General features: G+C 59.8%; 15 protein-coding genes. 5 read left to right on the forward strand and 10 right to left on the reverse strand.

Annotation, left to right across the window (positions count from 1 at the left end):
• Positions 1-148 precede the first annotated feature (148 nt).
• The 5 genes from WA225_RS26245 to WA225_RS26265 form a co-directional block, all read right to left on the reverse strand.
• Positions 149-1381, reverse strand: a complete 1233-nt coding sequence (locus WA225_RS26245) for an MFS transporter (protein WP_422610223.1) — start codon at positions 1379-1381, stop codon at positions 149-151.
• Positions 1374-2351 (reverse strand): diiron oxygenase, encoded by a 978-nt coding sequence (locus tag WA225_RS26250; RefSeq protein WP_422610224.1) that lies wholly within the window; start codon positions 2349-2351, stop codon positions 1374-1376. Before WA225_RS26250 ends, WA225_RS26245 begins: the two co-directional genes overlap by 8 nt.
• The gene (locus WA225_RS26255; RefSeq protein WP_422610225.1) at positions 2348-3418 is read right to left on the reverse strand and encodes a SagB family peptide dehydrogenase; all 1071 of its coding nucleotides are present in this window, start codon (positions 3416-3418) and stop codon (positions 2348-2350) included. Before WA225_RS26255 ends, WA225_RS26250 begins: the two co-directional genes overlap by 4 nt.
• A 446-nt stretch (positions 3419-3864) precedes the next feature.
• Positions 3865-5061 carry a class I SAM-dependent rRNA methyltransferase gene (locus WA225_RS26260; RefSeq protein ID WP_422610226.1) on the reverse strand — a complete coding sequence of 399 codons (1197 nt, stop codon included), beginning with the start codon at positions 5059-5061 and terminating at the stop codon, positions 3865-3867.
• 210 nt (positions 5062-5271) lie between these two features.
• Positions 5272-5811 carry a type 1 glutamine amidotransferase domain-containing protein gene (locus WA225_RS26265; protein ID WP_422610227.1) on the reverse strand — a complete coding sequence of 180 codons (540 nt, stop codon included), beginning with the start codon at positions 5809-5811 and terminating at the stop codon, positions 5272-5274.
• A gap of 227 nt (positions 5812-6038) precedes the next feature.
• On the opposite strand from WA225_RS26265, the gene WA225_RS26270 reads away from it, so the two are divergent.
• The 3 genes from WA225_RS26270 to WA225_RS26280 all read left to right on the forward strand — a co-directional run bounded on the left by WA225_RS26270 (position 6039) and on the right by WA225_RS26280 (position 8069).
• Positions 6039-6851, forward strand: a complete 813-nt coding sequence (locus tag WA225_RS26270) for an HDOD domain-containing protein (RefSeq protein ID WP_174823985.1) — start codon at positions 6039-6041, stop codon at positions 6849-6851.
• A gap of 12 nt (positions 6852-6863) precedes the next feature.
• Complete coding sequence (mutM, locus tag WA225_RS26275) at positions 6864-7676, forward strand: bifunctional DNA-formamidopyrimidine glycosylase/DNA-(apurinic or apyrimidinic site) lyase (protein WP_007913582.1); 813 nt, start codon at positions 6864-6866, stop codon at positions 7674-7676.
• 69 nt (positions 7677-7745) lie between these two features.
• A complete protein-coding gene (locus WA225_RS26280) occupies positions 7746-8069 on the forward strand; it encodes a multidrug transporter (RefSeq protein ID WP_422610228.1) in 324 nt (107 codons plus the stop codon).
• Between the two features lie 132 nt (positions 8070-8201).
• Here the strand turns inward: WA225_RS26280 and WA225_RS26285 are convergent, their stop codons facing one another.
• From WA225_RS26285 to WA225_RS26305, 5 genes are all read right to left on the reverse strand, one after another.
• Positions 8202-8453, reverse strand: a complete 252-nt coding sequence (locus tag WA225_RS26285; RefSeq protein WP_038358877.1) for a YfhL family 4Fe-4S dicluster ferredoxin — start codon at positions 8451-8453, stop codon at positions 8202-8204.
• 102 nt (positions 8454-8555) lie between these two features.
• A complete protein-coding gene (gene coaD / locus WA225_RS26290; RefSeq protein WP_003229157.1) occupies positions 8556-9035 on the reverse strand; it encodes a pantetheine-phosphate adenylyltransferase in 480 nt (159 codons plus the stop codon).
• A 115-nt stretch (positions 9036-9150) separates the two neighbouring features.
• Complete coding sequence (locus WA225_RS26295) at positions 9151-10746, reverse strand: GMC family oxidoreductase N-terminal domain-containing protein (protein ID WP_422610229.1); 1596 nt, start codon at positions 10744-10746, stop codon at positions 9151-9153.
• 91 nt (positions 10747-10837) lie between these two features.
• Positions 10838-11383, reverse strand: coding sequence for a twin-arginine translocation pathway signal protein (locus WA225_RS26300; RefSeq protein WP_422610230.1), 546 nt, complete (start codon positions 11381-11383; stop codon positions 10838-10840).
• 28 nt (positions 11384-11411) lie between these two features.
• Positions 11412-12842: a coniferyl aldehyde dehydrogenase gene (locus WA225_RS26305; RefSeq protein WP_422610231.1), complete on the reverse strand. Its 1431-nt coding sequence runs from the start codon at positions 12840-12842 to the stop codon at positions 11412-11414.
• Positions 12843-12987: 145 nt separating this feature from the next.
• Between WA225_RS26305 and WA225_RS26310 the strand changes: the two genes are divergently transcribed.
• Positions 12988-13659 carry a TetR/AcrR family transcriptional regulator gene (locus WA225_RS26310; RefSeq protein WP_422610232.1) on the forward strand — a complete coding sequence of 224 codons (672 nt, stop codon included), beginning with the start codon at positions 12988-12990 and terminating at the stop codon, positions 13657-13659.
• 32 nt (positions 13660-13691) lie between these two features.
• Positions 13692-14546 (forward strand): sulfurtransferase, encoded by an 855-nt coding sequence (locus WA225_RS26315; RefSeq protein ID WP_422610233.1) that lies wholly within the window; start codon positions 13692-13694, stop codon positions 14544-14546.
• Positions 14547-14568: the final 22 nt, after the last annotated feature.

A 14568-nucleotide genomic window follows, 5' to 3' on the forward strand; every position in this document is an offset into this window, starting at 1 on the left:
ATCGCCGCTGGTCTCAGCCTGAGCTCATAAACCCGCCGGGGGATGAATGGCGATGAATCAGCCGATTCTACACCGCTGGCGCCTGGAGGGAATGGCGCAAAGTGTTGTTCCAGCGCCGAGGGGGCGTGTGGGATGACGATCGGCAGGTTCAGTCCGCCCCCGGTTGCACAATGGCAGTGACCTGAAGGGTTCTGGTGCGCCGGCTGATCCGACTGTTCAGGGCCAGTGCCACGGCGCTGAGCAAGACAAAGCTGCAACCCAGTGTCGACTGGAGGTTGGCCGGGCTCAGACTGATCAGCGCGCTGATCAATCCACCGCAAATGAAAATGAGTGTGCTGCCTGCCGCAGCCGATGTACCGGCGATCTCCGGGAACAGCCCCATGGCCCGCGACGTGGCCGCCGGCCGGGCAATGGTGGTGCCGGCGGTGCAGACCAGCATCGGGATCAATACGGTGGCGGGTGACAGTTCGAACGTTGCACTCAGGCTCAGCATGACCAGCCCCGAGAGCAGGATCAGGCTAAGCCCGACGACGATTTGCTGGCCGGGCGTTATTCGGCGGCTGAGCACGGTGGCGATGATGCCACCGACTACGTAGGCAGCGCCGTAGATCAGCAATATCAGTGAGAAGTCATAGGCCGACAGTTGCAGCTGATCCATGAAGATCAGCGGCGAGATCACGATGAACGAGAAATGGCAGGCGAACGCGAAAGCCGATATCAGCCAGTGACCCACGAAATCAAAATCTCCCAGTACCCTTTGATAGGCCTTGAGGAAATGGCCCGGACGGTCACTGGCGGCCGGACGGCTGTTGTCGAGAAACAGCCAGGCCTTGAGCAGCACCGCTGCCGCCAGTGCGGTGAACACCCAGAAGCTGCCTCGCCAGCCGAGGCTGGCCTGCAGGAAGGTGCCAGCCAATGGCGATACCGAGATGAACAGCCCTGTGGCGGTCACCATCAGGATACGCAGGCGATCTCGCTCCTCGCCTTCGAACAGATCCTGCACCAGCGCCTGGGACAACACGAAACAGCCGCAACCCAAGGCCTGGATCAGCCTGAACCCGAGAAACAGTGTGTAGTCGCTGGTCAGCGCGCAGCCGAGGGCACCGAGCATTGAAATGCTCATGCCCACCAGCAGCAGGCCCTTGCGTCCGATCACGTCCGAGAGAGGCCCGATCAGTAATTGCGCGAAGGCAATGCCCACGGCGAACAGGCTGATGGACAGTGCAATGTCTGCCGGGCTGGTGCGAAAGTGCTCGGCCAGGGCCGGGAACGAGGGAAGCAGGACATCCAGCGGAAACACACCGAGCAAAACCATGGCCAATAGCAGGCTGATGGCCCCGCGCCGTTGACGGGAGCTGACCTGAGGTTTTCCTTCATTCATCGAGCAGTCCTGCCTTGGCGAAAAGCTTGCGGTTATTGGGCGTGGCGAAGAAACCGGCCTTTTTCAGTGCATCAACGGTGGCGATGGCCCCCGTTCTGGCGCGCAGACGTCTGGCTTGTGTGTCGGTCAGGCTGCCGAGAATTTCCTCGATGGCCCGTTCGTCGATGCCGTTGCTGCGCAGGCTCTGCTGCAACCAACGGGCATCCACTTCAAAGAACATCTCGATGACGATCAGCACGGTTCTGGCGGCGAAGGTGCGCTGGCGGCTGTTCAGTGTCAGCCACAGATAATGGAACACCTCGGCGAAAAATCGACTGTGGCGGGCCTCGTCAGCCAAGTGATCGCGCAACATGTCGTTGACCGTGGACACCAGACTGTCGCGGCACACATCGAGCAACTCCCGGGCAATGATGGTTTCCGAGACGAACCCAAGCAGAAACCACGCCAATGGCCGCTTGCTTTCAGGCGTACGGGCGATCAGTGCGTTCAGGCGGCTGATGCGCAACGGCATCACCGGACGTCCGGTAAAGCCATGCAAGTCAGCGATCTGTTCGGCGAGGCGATTGGAAAACAGCGCGTGATAGCCCTCGTCTGTGTAGAGCTGGAGCGCGGCGGTTTTCATGCGTACCGGCACGAAGACCGATAGCTCACCGTGGACGATAACCTCGACGGCGCGATTGACGATGCGGTGCTCGAGCAGCGTCGTGTAGTCGAGAAAATGCACCAGATGACTGGCTGTCAGGCGATGGGTAACGGCGCGACCTGCCGCGACGATCGCCGGGTGTGCCAGGTACGGCAGGAACGCGGGTGGAAACCAGTGACGAGTGAGCAACTGTTGCTGGACGTCATCGGCTAGCTGATAGTCGTGCGGGCTCCTGCGTACCGAGGCGCGACTGTTCCAGTCACCGAGTGTAAAGCGCAATGCCCAGGAAACCGGCGCTTCGTCCTGAGCATCATCAAGGGCGCTCATGTTTGCGGCCCTCGCAGCAGATCCTGAATCTCCTGACACATTGCCTGGCCGTCACTTTCGCCACAGCCGACAAAAAACAGCGGTTGCTCGGCCGTGCCTTCGATGCTCAGCAGGGCCTCGACCTGATCGTCAGTGAATGCGCCGGTCAGCCAGGTATTGAGGCCCAACGCTGTCGCGATCAACTGGAAGGATTGCGACAGATGACCGGCCTCGACGAAGGCCATGCGGTAGGCGCGCGAGTGTTCATATTTCCACCATAACCGGTCGAACCGGGCGGTGATGAACAACCCCAGCGGCAGGTTGTTGATGAAATGCTGCCCGCCGAGTAACTGCCCCAGCGGCGCTTGCGGCCACGCATTCACCCGTGTCAGGACATGTTCGGCAGGGTGATACGCATAAACGCCCGGTTCCAGACCGTCGATATGCTGTGCCAGCAGAAAACATTCGCAAGCGTTGAGCCCGCCGCCTGAGGGGCTGCTGCGGCGCGCGTCGAGACCTTCGGCAATGCCGTCTTGCGCGTTGTCGCGTTCTTGCAGATAACCGAATGACAGGTACAACAACGTACTGACGTCGTCGAGCGAAAGGGCGCGGCCGGTAAAGGAGCGACAGGTTTTGCGCCGGGTCAGGGCGTCAGTCAGCTTGTCGTGAGACGGTGCGGTGGCTGTGGGCAATGCGATGCGCGAAGTCGCGTCGATGATCGCGCGCCCGGCGCAGGGTGCGGGTTTGGCTAAAACCTCACTGCAGTGGTCCAGATATTGTCTCGACCACTCATCAATATTGTGCGGAATATGTTCGCAGGGAATGTTTTGCGTGCCAATGTGATAAATCTTCGATAACTCGTCCCAGCCCCATTCAATAGAGTCTTGTTTTGAAATACTCAGGATTCCGGCGTTGAGCAGTTGTATGTCTATATTGTTGCGACTATCGAACAAGTCGGGATTGTTGATGAGTTGGCTTAGTCTCAGTGAGTAGTCAAGCTCAAGTTCATATTGAATGTGATCTTTATAATTCCAGACGATAGGCGCGGGTGTGCGCGGCAATATAAATAAATAAGGGTTGATGTGCATGTTTTGGAAGACTCTGGTAGAAGGTCGTAAAGACGCCGGGTTGCCGGCACCACCCGGCGTCTAGACTCGCTTAGCGGGCTTTAGGGGCTACCAGAAAAGCCAGGTTTGCCATTTTGTTGCCTTCCATAGAGATAACTTTCATGACGTGAACTCCTTGTTCATTGAATGGTAAATGCCACCTCGTGGTGACAGCTCAATAATAGTTTGTAATGGATTATTGGCAAGTGGATATTAAGTAGGAATATTCCAGTAATTTTGTCGGACTCATCTTTGGCTTGTACCGAAGTTGTGAGACTAATGGCAATAATTAACGGGCGTGAAGAAATTTCCTGCACTTCAATGGGAAGGCAAGTGTAGGAAGCTCGGTGTGGAAAGGGTGACAGCAGGGCGCCAATGACCGCGCGCAAAGCAAACGGGGAGCCGCTGGGCTCCCCGTCACACGGTTGTCAGCTGTTAGGCAGCAGACGGCAGGTGATGCTTTTGATGTAGCGGGTTTCCGCGATGGCCGGATGCACTGGATGGTCCGGGCCCTGACCGCCACGCTCGAGCATCTGGATGTTGCGATCCAGGTGACGGGCGCTGGTCAGCAGGATGTTCTGCAGGTCGTCTTCCGGCAGGTGCATCGAGCACGACGCGCTGACCAGGATGCCGTCCTTGTTGAGCAGACGCATGGCTTGCTCGTTCAGGCGACGGTAGGCGCCTTCACCGTTTTTCATGTCTTTCTTGCGCTTGATGAACGCTGGCGGATCGGCCACGATCACGTCGAAACGCTCTTCGCTGGCTTTCAGTTCTTTCAGCGCTTCGAAGACGTCGCCTTCGATGCAGGTCATCTTGTCGGCGAAACCGTTCAGCGCAGCGTTGCGCTCAACACCGTCGAGGGCGAAGGCTGACGCATCGACACAGAACACTTCGCTGGCGCCGAATGCGGCAGCCTGCACACCCCAACCACCGATGTAGCTGTAGAGGTCGAGGACGCGTTTACCTTTGGCGTACGGCGCCAGGCGTGCGCGGTTCATGCGGTGGTCGTAGAACCAGCCGGTTTTCTGGCCTTGAATGACCGGGGCTTCGAACTTCACGCCGTTCTCCTCCAGCGCTACCCACTCCGGCACCAGGCCGAACACGGTTTCGACGTAGCGGTTGAGGCCTTCGGCATCACGCGCAGCAGAATCGTTCTTGAACAGAATGCCGCTTGGCTTGAGCACTTGGGTCAGCGCGGCGATCACGTCATCTTTGTGCGCTTCCATGGTCGCCGAGGCGATCTGCACCACCAGGATGTCGCCGAAACGGTCAACCACCAGGCCCGGCAGCAGGTCGGAATCACCGTAGACCAGGCGATAAAACGGCTTGTCGAACAGGCGCTCGCGCAGCGACAGGGCAACGTTCAGACGGTGCACCAGCAGCGACTTGTCCAGTTGCACTTTAATGTCGCGCGACACCAGACGGGCGCAGATCAGGTTGTTCGGGCTCATCGCCACGATGCCCAGCGGTTTGCCGCCGGCTGCTTCGAGGATCGCCTGGTCGCCGGCCTTGAAGCCGTGCAATGGGGTGGCGGCCACATCGATTTCGTTGCTGTAGACCCACAAGTGGCCGTTGCGCAGGCGACGGTCGGCGTTGGCTTTGAGGCGCAGGCTAGGCAGGGACATGACGTCGCTCCGGAAAAAAGAGCGGGAGTATAGCGTGTTGGGGCTGGTGCCGGGATTGGAGAGCGATGAAACGCTGACGACGCCTTCGCGAGCAAGTCGAATCGTCGCACCGTCGCTCCCACAGGGGATTTGTGACGGACACAAGGCCAGTGTGGGAGCGACGATGCGACGATGCGACGATTCGACTTGCTCGCGAAGCGGTTTTGACTTCTACGCCAACAGTGCGTCGATCAGCTCTTTGTTGAACGCCGGAATGTCATCCGGCTGGCGGCTGCTGATCAAGTGACCGTCCTTGACCACCTCTTTATCGACCCAGTTGGCCCCGGCATTGACCAAATCATCCTTGAGCGTTTTGTAACTGGTCATGGTCTTGCCGTTGACCAGCCCCGCCGAGATCAGTAACCAGCCACCATGACAGATCACTGCGATCGGCTTGCCGGCCGAGGCGCCGGTCTTGACCAGGTGCTGGGCATCCTGATCGATACGGATGGTGTCGGAGTTCTGCACGCCGCCCGGCAGGACGATCGCGTCGTACTGCTCGCTGCTGGCGCTCTGGAAAGTCTGGTCGACCGTGAAATCGTCTGCCGGTTTGTCGTGGTTCCAGCCTTTGACCTTGCCTGCTTCAGCCGAAAGGATGTCGACTTGGGCACCAGCCTGTTCCAGGGCCTGCTTGGGACCTGTCAATTCAACCTGTTCGAAACCATCGGTTACCAAAAAAGCGACGCGCTTGCCATTGAGTGAGGTGGCCATCGATAAGCTCCTGAGTCTGCGGGAATTTACTGGCGCAGCAGACAGAAATTGTCCGTCGCGCCTTACAAAATCCGAAGCCTGAGCTTGAATGAAAGTTCCTGCGATGTGCCCATCGGTGTGTCGCCCTGCGGTTTCAACGGTTAGAATCGCCGCCTGTCCCTGAGTGTGTACTTATGTCCCAAGAGCTGACCACCGAACAGATTCAACAATCGCTGCAAGGCATCAGTGTGCCTGCGCAACCGCAGATCATGGTGGATCTGCAAATGGAGCAGTACATGCCCGACCCGGACCTGGAGGTGATCGCCAAGCTGATCGCTCAGGATCCTGGCCTGTCCGGCTCGCTGCTGAAAATCGTCAACTCGCCGTATTACGGCTTGAGCAACAAGATCACCTCGATTCAGCGCGCGGTGAACCTGTTGGGTAGCCGTTCGATCATCAACCTGATCAACGCGCAGTCGATCAAGGGCGAGATGAACGACGACACCATCGTCACCCTCAACCGTTTCTGGGACACCGCCCAGGACGTGGCGATGACGTGCCTGACACTGGCCAAGCGCATCGGTACTCAGGCGGGCGACGAGGCATATGCCTTGGGCCTGTTCCACGATTGCGGCGTGCCGCTGATGCTGCAGCGGTTCCCCAATTACATGTCGGTGCTGGAAAAGGCGTACGCCAACGCCAGCGCTGAATGCCGGGTCGTCGATACCGAGAACAGCGAGTTCAACACCAACCATGCGGTGGTCGGTTACTACACCGCCAAGTCCTGGCGGCTGCCGGAGCATGTCAGTGCGGCCATCGCCAATCACCATAATGCCCTGGCGATCTTCAGCGATGAGTCGTCGCGCAACAGTCAGCTGAAAAACCTGCTGGCGATCCTGAAAATGGCCGAACACATTTGTGCTTCGTATCGCGTGCTGGGTAACCAGACCGAAGATTTCGAATGGAACGCCGTCGGCCCGCTGGTACTCGACTATGTAGGGCTGTCGGATTACGACTTCGAAACCCTTAAACAAACGATCCGCGACCTCGGCGCGCATTGATCCGAGGACGCCATGCCTGAACTGCCGGAAGTCGAAACCACCCGTCGCGGGATTGCTCCGCACCTGGAAGGCCAGCGAGTCAGCCGGGTCATCGTGCGCGATCGGCGGCTGCGCTGGCCGATTCCCGAAGACCTCGATGTGCGCCTGTCAGGGCAGCGCATCGTGCTGGTCGAACGGCGCGCCAAGTATCTGTTGATCAATGCCGAGGTGGGCACGTTGATCAGTCATTTGGGCATGTCGGGCAATTTGCGTCTGGTCGAAGTCGGTTTGCCGGCGCTCAAGCATGAACATGTCGATATCGAACTGGAGTCGGGGCTGGCGCTGCGTTACACCGACCCACGACGGTTCGGCGCGATGCTGTGGAGCAATGATCCGCTCAATCATGAATTGCTGATTCGCCTTGGCCCGGAGCCGCTGACCGATCTGTTCGATGGTGAGCGCCTGTTCCAGCTGTCGCGCGGGCGCTCGATGGCGGTCAAGCCGTTCATCATGGATAACGCGGTGGTGGTCGGGGTCGGCAATATCTATGCGACCGAAGCGTTGTTTGCCGCCGGAATCGATCCGCGCCGCGAGGCCGGAGGGATTTCCCGGGGGCGCTATCTGAAGCTGGCGATCGAGATCAAACGTATTCTGGCCGCCGCCATTGAGCGCGGTGGTACCACGTTGCGTGATTTCATCGGTGGTGACGGCCAGCCGGGCTATTTCCAGCAGGAACTGTTTGTTTATGGCCGTGGCGGCGAACATTGCAAGGTCTGCGGCACCGGGCTGCGTGAAGTGAAGCTGGGGCAGCGCGCCAGTGTGTTCTGCCCGCGCTGTCAGAGCTGAGGCAAAAAGCTGAAAAGGTCCTACGGTCTATAGTGAGTTGTCTCACTGTTCAGCCCGAAGGATCGTGCCATGAAGTCCTTGCAAGTCCTCGTTGTTGCGCTGCTGCTGTGTTCCAGTCTGGCTGTTCAGGCCACGGAAAATGGCAGCGGTGATCCGCGCTACACCATCCAGAATCCCCCGGCCTACGCGATGATCGGCGATTTGCTGATTGCCCGACCTCTATTGGTGGTGGCGACGGTGATCGGTGCGGGAGCGTTTGTCGTGTCGTTGCCGTTTACCGCGCTGGGTGGCGGGATCGGCGATGCGGGGCAAGCGCTGGTGGTGGATCCGGCGAAGGCAGCGTTTGTGCGGTGTCTGGGGTGTATCGGGGAGGGGTTTGAGCAGCGTGAGTGAGCTGGTCAGGGTTTTGCTGTGTGGCTGATGGCCCTTTCGCGAGCAAGCTCGCTCCCACATTGGAATGCATTTCAAATGTGGGAGCGAGCTTGCTCGCGAAGAGGCCCGAAAGAGCGCTACAAATCCGGCGGATCAGGCCTTGCCGGTGATGATGCGGTACTTTTCCATCAACTGTTCTTCAGTCTCCGGATGCGCCTCGTCCAGTGGAATGCAATCCACCGGGCAGACCTGCTGGCACTGCGGTTCGTCGTAGTGGCCGACGCACTGTGTGCACAGGTTCGGGTCGATCACGTAGATCTCTTCGCCTTGGGAAATGGCGGCGTTCGGGCACTCGGGTTCGCAGACGTCGCAGTTGATGCAATCGTCGGTGATGATCAGGGACATGCTAACTCCAGCCGGGGCGGCAGGCCCGGGCGCTATAAACCAATGCGCGCAATTGTGCCGCATTGGCGCCCGCAGTGCACGCGGGCGCCGTTTGAACGGTCGTTACTTCTTGAAGCGCAGAGTCAGCGCGTCAGCCACGGCCGGGTGAACGAACTTGCTGATATCGCCGCCCAGCGCGGCAATTTCCCGCACCAGCGTCGAGGAAATGAACGAATAACGCTCGGATGGGGTGAGAAACAGGCTCTCGACATCCGGGGCCAACTGGCGGTTCATGTTGGCCAGCTGGAATTCGTATTCGAAGTCCGACACCGCGCGCAGACCACGCAGGAACACATTGGCGTTCTGCTCTTTGGCAAAATGCGCCAGCAGCGTCGAAAAGCCGACCACTTCGACGTTCGGCAGGTGTTTGGTGACCTCGCGAGCCAGTTCGACCCGTTGTTCCAGCGGGAACAGCGGGTTTTTCTTCGGGCTGGCAGCGACCGCAATAATCACGTGATCGAACAGGCGCGAGGCGCGTTCGACCAGATCGCCATGGCCCTTGGTAATAGGGTCGAAGGTACCTGGGTACAACACTCGGTTCATCGCGTCGTCCTGGCGGGAGTCCGTTGGGGAGTCGGATGGTATCGCAGCCGTCCCGGTCGGCCAAGTCGCCTGTTGGGTAAGAAAGCACTATAGACGACGCGAATAATCGGTTTTTTCACGGGTTTCTCAGTCGATCGGCGAGGGCAGTCGCCAATTGCGCCGTCAGACCATACACCGACAACTGCGGGTTGGCGCCGATGCTGGTGGGGAATAGCGAGCCATCGTGAATCGACAGATTCGCCAATTGATGATGGCGGCCGAGGCTGTCGGTGACGGCATTTTTCGGCTCTTCGCCCATCGCGCAACCGCCCATGACGTGGGCGCTGCCCAAGCGTGTGCGATACAACTCAAGGCTCAAACCGTCGATCTGCGTGCGCGCTTCAGCCAGGGTTTTCACGTAATGCGCGTCGGCGTGCATCGGCATCACCGATTTCGCGCCGCCGGCGAACTGGATTTCGGCCATGACGTGAAAGGCCCGGCGCAGGCCTTCCCAGGCGTAGGGTGAAACCTGATAGTCGAGCACCGGCGAACCATCGCCACGTAATTCGACTGCGCCACCGGTGCTGTCCGGGTGAAAACCGTCGCGCAGCAAGGCCAGCATGGCGTGGGTGTGCGGCAGGTCAGCCATGTGTTGCGCACTTTCTTCACCAATGCCACCGAGCAGCGTGGCCGCCAGCGCCGGGTGCAGCGGCGGCACTTCCAGTTTGAAAGCCATCGGCCCGGTGGTGCCGTCCTTCCACTGGAAATGGTCGGAATAGATCGACTGCGGCGCCCCGTAAAACGGGTTGATGACGTCGTCAAAGCGCGCGGCGGACATGTTCACCGGGTGCAGGAAGGTGCGTTTTCCCAGGTTTTTATGCGGGTCCGGGGCGTCCGAACGCAGCAACAGTGCCGGGCTGTTGATGCCACCGCCGGCCAGCACGTAATGCCGCGCCTTGACGGTGATGGTGCGCCCGGTCGGGGCAACGCAGCGTTCATCCATTGCCACGCAGTGCAGGCCGGTCACCTGATCGCCGTTGATCAGCAGTTTTTCTGCGCGGGCCAGATAGAGCAGCTCGCCACCCTTTTCCAGCGTCGCCGGAATGGTCGTGACCATCATCGATTGCTTGGCGTTGGTCGGGCAGCCCATGCCGCAGTAACCGAGGTTCCAGCAGCCGCGCACGTTGCGCGGGATCACGTGCCAGCTGTAGCCGAGTTGCTCACAGCCTTTGCGGATCACGTCGTTGTTGGCGTTGGGCGGCACCATCCACGGCGCAACGCCGAGGCGCTGTTCCATTTTTTCGAACCACGGCGCCATCTCGGCGGCACTGTGGCCTTTGACGTTGTGCTCCCTGGCCCAGTGTTCAAGCGTCGGTTCGGGCGTGCGAAAGCTCGATGTCCAGTTGATCAGCGTCGTGCCGCCGACCGCGCGCCCCTGCAGGATGGTGATCGCGCCGTCCTTGCTCATGCGACCGATGCCTTCCTGATAGAGGCTGCTGTAGGCCTTGTCTTCGAGCATTTTGAAGTCGGAGCTGGTTTTCAGCGGGCCTTCTTCGATCAGCAGGACTTTGTAGCCAGCGGCGCTGAGAATTTCAGCGGTGGTGCCACCGCCCGCGCCGCTGCCGATGATGGCCACGTCGGCTTCAAGGGTCAGGTCGTCGGTGAGTTGCGCGCCGTTGTAGGTTTTCCAGCCTCGGGCGAGGCCTTCGCGGAACGGGTCGGGTACGGGCATCGGTCAGGTTCTCTTTATTATTTTTGGATGCAAGGTGTGGCGGCTTGCCCCTGTGGGAGCGAGCCTGCTCGCGAACGGAGCTACGCCTATCTCAAACGGTAGGCGGGCCGGGATAACCGCAATGCGCCCACGACTCTGCGCGGGTGTACCAGGCCATCATCACCATCTGCTGCAACGAGCTATGCCCCATGCGCAGCAGGCTCAACGAGCTGTTTTCCCAGCGCTCGAGGAAATTGCGCATCGCCTCGGGGCTGGCATTTTCCCAACTGCCCCAGATCCCGGTGAGCGGTCCGCGTGTCACCGCCATGCCCAGCACGTCGAACAGTTGCCGGGTGAGCTTGAGCATTTCCGGCGACAGGTGATCGAGGCTGTAGTCCAGCGATTTCAGCGTGTCTTCAACTGAACTCGGCATTTGCTCGGCCGTCACGGCGCCGTCGAGCATTACCGGAATCAATGCGCGTAAAAACAGCAGATCGCCGTCACGCAGCGTGCTGAAACCATTGGCGGCAACGCTCGACGAGCAGCCACTGAGGCTGGCGCCGAGCCCGGCGGTGGCAAGAAACGCGGTGGCGCCGAGGCTGAATTTCAGCAGGCCACGGCGCGACAGGGCAGGTGTTTCGGTCAGGCTTGGGTGCATTGTTGTTATTACCCGGCGGTGACGAACGTTAGCGAATGAACAGCTTCTGGATCAGTCTCTGAATCGATTTGCCGTACGGCGGGTAAATCAGTTTGGCGGCGTTGAAGCGCTGTTTAATCAATACGCCCTTGGCCTTGCTGAACGTCAGAAAACCTTCGTGACCGTGGTAGTGACCCATGCCCGACGGGCCGATGCCACCGAACGGCATATCGTCCTGCGCCACATGCAGCAAGGTGTCGTTCAGGCACACGCCGCCAGAGTGGGTTTCGTGCAGCACGCGATTCTGTTCACGTTTGTCGTAGCCGAAGTAGTAAAGAGCCAGAGGACGTGGCCGCTGATTGATGTAAGCAAATGCCTGCTGCAAATCCTGATACGGCACGATCGGCAGCAACGGGCCGAAGATCTCGTCCTGCATCACGGTCATCTCGTCGCTGACATTCAACAACACACTGTGCGGCATGCGCCGCCCCTGGCCTTGCTCGAACAGCGGAATCAACAACGCGCCCTTGCTGGTCGCATCGCTGATGTAACCGTTGAGGCGCGCCAGTTGGCGTTCGTTGATGATCGCCGTGTAATCCGGATTGTCGGCGAGGCTCGGGTAAAAACTCTGCACGGCCTGGCGATAGGCTTCGACGAAAGCGCCGACGCGGTCTTCCGGTACCAACACGTAATCGGGCGCGACGCAGGTTTGTCCGGCGTTCAGGGTTTTACCGAAGGCGATACGCTCAGCGGCGTCCTTCAGCGGCACATCGCGGGAGACGATCGCCGGGGATTTGCCGCCCAGTTCCAGGGTGACGGGCGTAAGGTTTTCAGCTGCGGCGCGCATCACGTGCTTGCCGACGCTGGTCGAGCCGGTGAACAGCAGATGATCGAAGGGCAGGCGCGAGAAGGCCACGCCGACGTCAGCCTCGCCGAGCACCACGCAGACCAGGTCTTCGGGGAACACCCGCGCCAGCAATTGCTTGAGCAACATTCCGGTGGCCGGGGTCGATTCGCTGAGTTTGAGCATTACCCGATTGCCCGCTGCCAATGCCCCGACCAGCGGTCCGATGGCCAGATACAACGGATAATTCCACGGCACGATGACGCCGACCACGCCCAACGGCTGGTAAATCACCTTTGCCGAGGCGGGCTGGAAGGCGACGCCGACTTTGCGCCGCGAGGCTTTCATCCAGCGCTTGAGATGGCGGCTGGCGTAATGAATGCCATGCAGACTCGGCATCAATTCGGCGAGCAGGGTTTCGTCGGCACTGCGATGACTGAAATCCGCACTGATGGCCTCGATCAACGCCTGGCGCTCGCTGCTGAGCAAATCACGCAGGCTTTTCAGCCACTGCTGGCGCTGAGCGGCAGGCGGCATCGGGTTGGCGGCATACGCGGCGCGTTGCGCGGCGAACAACCGGTCGAGCGCTTCGAGTGGCTGTTGCAGCGTTTGCAGGTAAGCAATGTCGGCAGTCATCAAAGGCTCCGGTTTTATTGTAGTGAGGACTTTTTAGAGTCTATGCTCTATAAAGTCAAATGACTTCCTCGCGCAGCTTTGTTTTATCCATTTCCGGATAGGTCGTAAGATGCCAGTCACCGCACTCTGAATTAAAGCTCAAGCCATGGCCCCACGAATAAAAACCAGCGAGCGCATCGTTCAGAACAGTCTCGAGCTGTTCAATCAGCAGGGCGAGCGCAGCATCAGCACCAACCACATTGCGGCCCACATGGAGATTTCTCCGGGCAATTTGTACTACCACTTCCCGAACAAGCAGGCGATCATCGCCGTGCTGTTCAGTGAGTACGAAGCCTTGGTGGACAGCTTTCTGCGCCCGCCGCAGGGGCGCGCCGCGACGGTCGAAGACAAGCGTTTCTATCTCAAGGAACTGCTCTCGGCGATGTGGCGTTACCGCTTTCTGCACCGCGATCTCGAACACCTGCTCGACAGCGACGCCGAACTGGCCGCGCGTTATCGGCGCTTTTCCCAGCGCTGCGTGATTCAGGGCGCGGCGATCTACGAAGGTTTTGTCGCCGCCGGTATCCTGAAAATGGACCGTGTACAGATCGAATCCCTGACCCTCAATGCCTGGATCATCCTGACCTCGTGGGTACGCTTTCTGTGCACCACCCGCGAGAACTCCAATCACCTCAGTGAGCAGGCTGTTAAACGCGGCGTGTATCAAGTGCTGGTGCTGGAGGCCGGTTTTGTCACCGAGCAGGCGCGAGACGAGGTCAACGCGCTGTTCGACGAGTTCTACGTACCCTTGGCCCAGGCGCTCGAAGACGTAAAGTAACCATTCCCGTTGCAACTCCACAGGAGCTCGTTATGCCGATTGCGCAGTTGATCAGCCCGCCAGCACTGGATGCCCGCAAGGAACAGCCTGGGCTGGTGATTCTCGATTGTCGTTTTGCCCTCGAAGACCCGGATTACGGTCAGCGCAGCTACGCCGAAGGGCATATTGCCGGGGCAAGTTTCGCTGACCTTGAGCGTGACCTCAGCGGCAAAGTGGTCAAGGGCGTGACCGGGCGGCATCCATTGCCAGAGCCGGCGGCGCTGATCGAGCGCCTGCAAGCGTGGGGCATCAACGATGACAGCGACGTGGTTTTGTATGACGACGGTCCGGGTGCCTTCGCGGCGCGCGCATGGTGGTTGCTGGCGTGGCTGGGCAAGCGCGACGGCGTGTTTATTCTCGATGGCGGCCTCAAGGCCTGGCACGCGGCGGGTCTGCCGCTGAGTCTGGATGCGCCGACGATTATCCCGGGCAACTTCAATGGCCAGGCAGATATGAGCCTGCTGCTCAGCGCCGAGCAATTGCAGCAGCGCCTCGGCCAGCCGGCGCTGACGCTGATCGATGCCCGGGCGTTGCCGCGCTTCAAGGGGGAAGTGGAGCCGATTGATCCGGTGGCCGGGCATATTCCCGGCGCGCAATGCGCGGCGTTCACCGACAACCTGGGCGGTGACGGGCGATTCCTGCCGGCCGATCAGCTCAAGCAGCGTTTTGCGGCGAAGCTTGGCGAGCGCTCACCGGCGGATCTGGTGGCGTATTGCGGCTCCGGGGTGACGGCGTGTCATAACCTGTTTGCGCTGTGTCTGGCGGGTTATCCGTTGGGTTCGTTGTATGCCGGGTCGTGGAGTGAGTGGATCAACGAGCCGGCTCGCGGCATCGCCACCGGCGAATAACCAATACAAATCCCCCCACATT

The sequence above is a fragment of the Pseudomonas sp. genome, from assembly GCF_049300855.1.
Taxonomy (GTDB): domain Bacteria; phylum Pseudomonadota; class Gammaproteobacteria; order Pseudomonadales; family Pseudomonadaceae; genus Aquipseudomonas.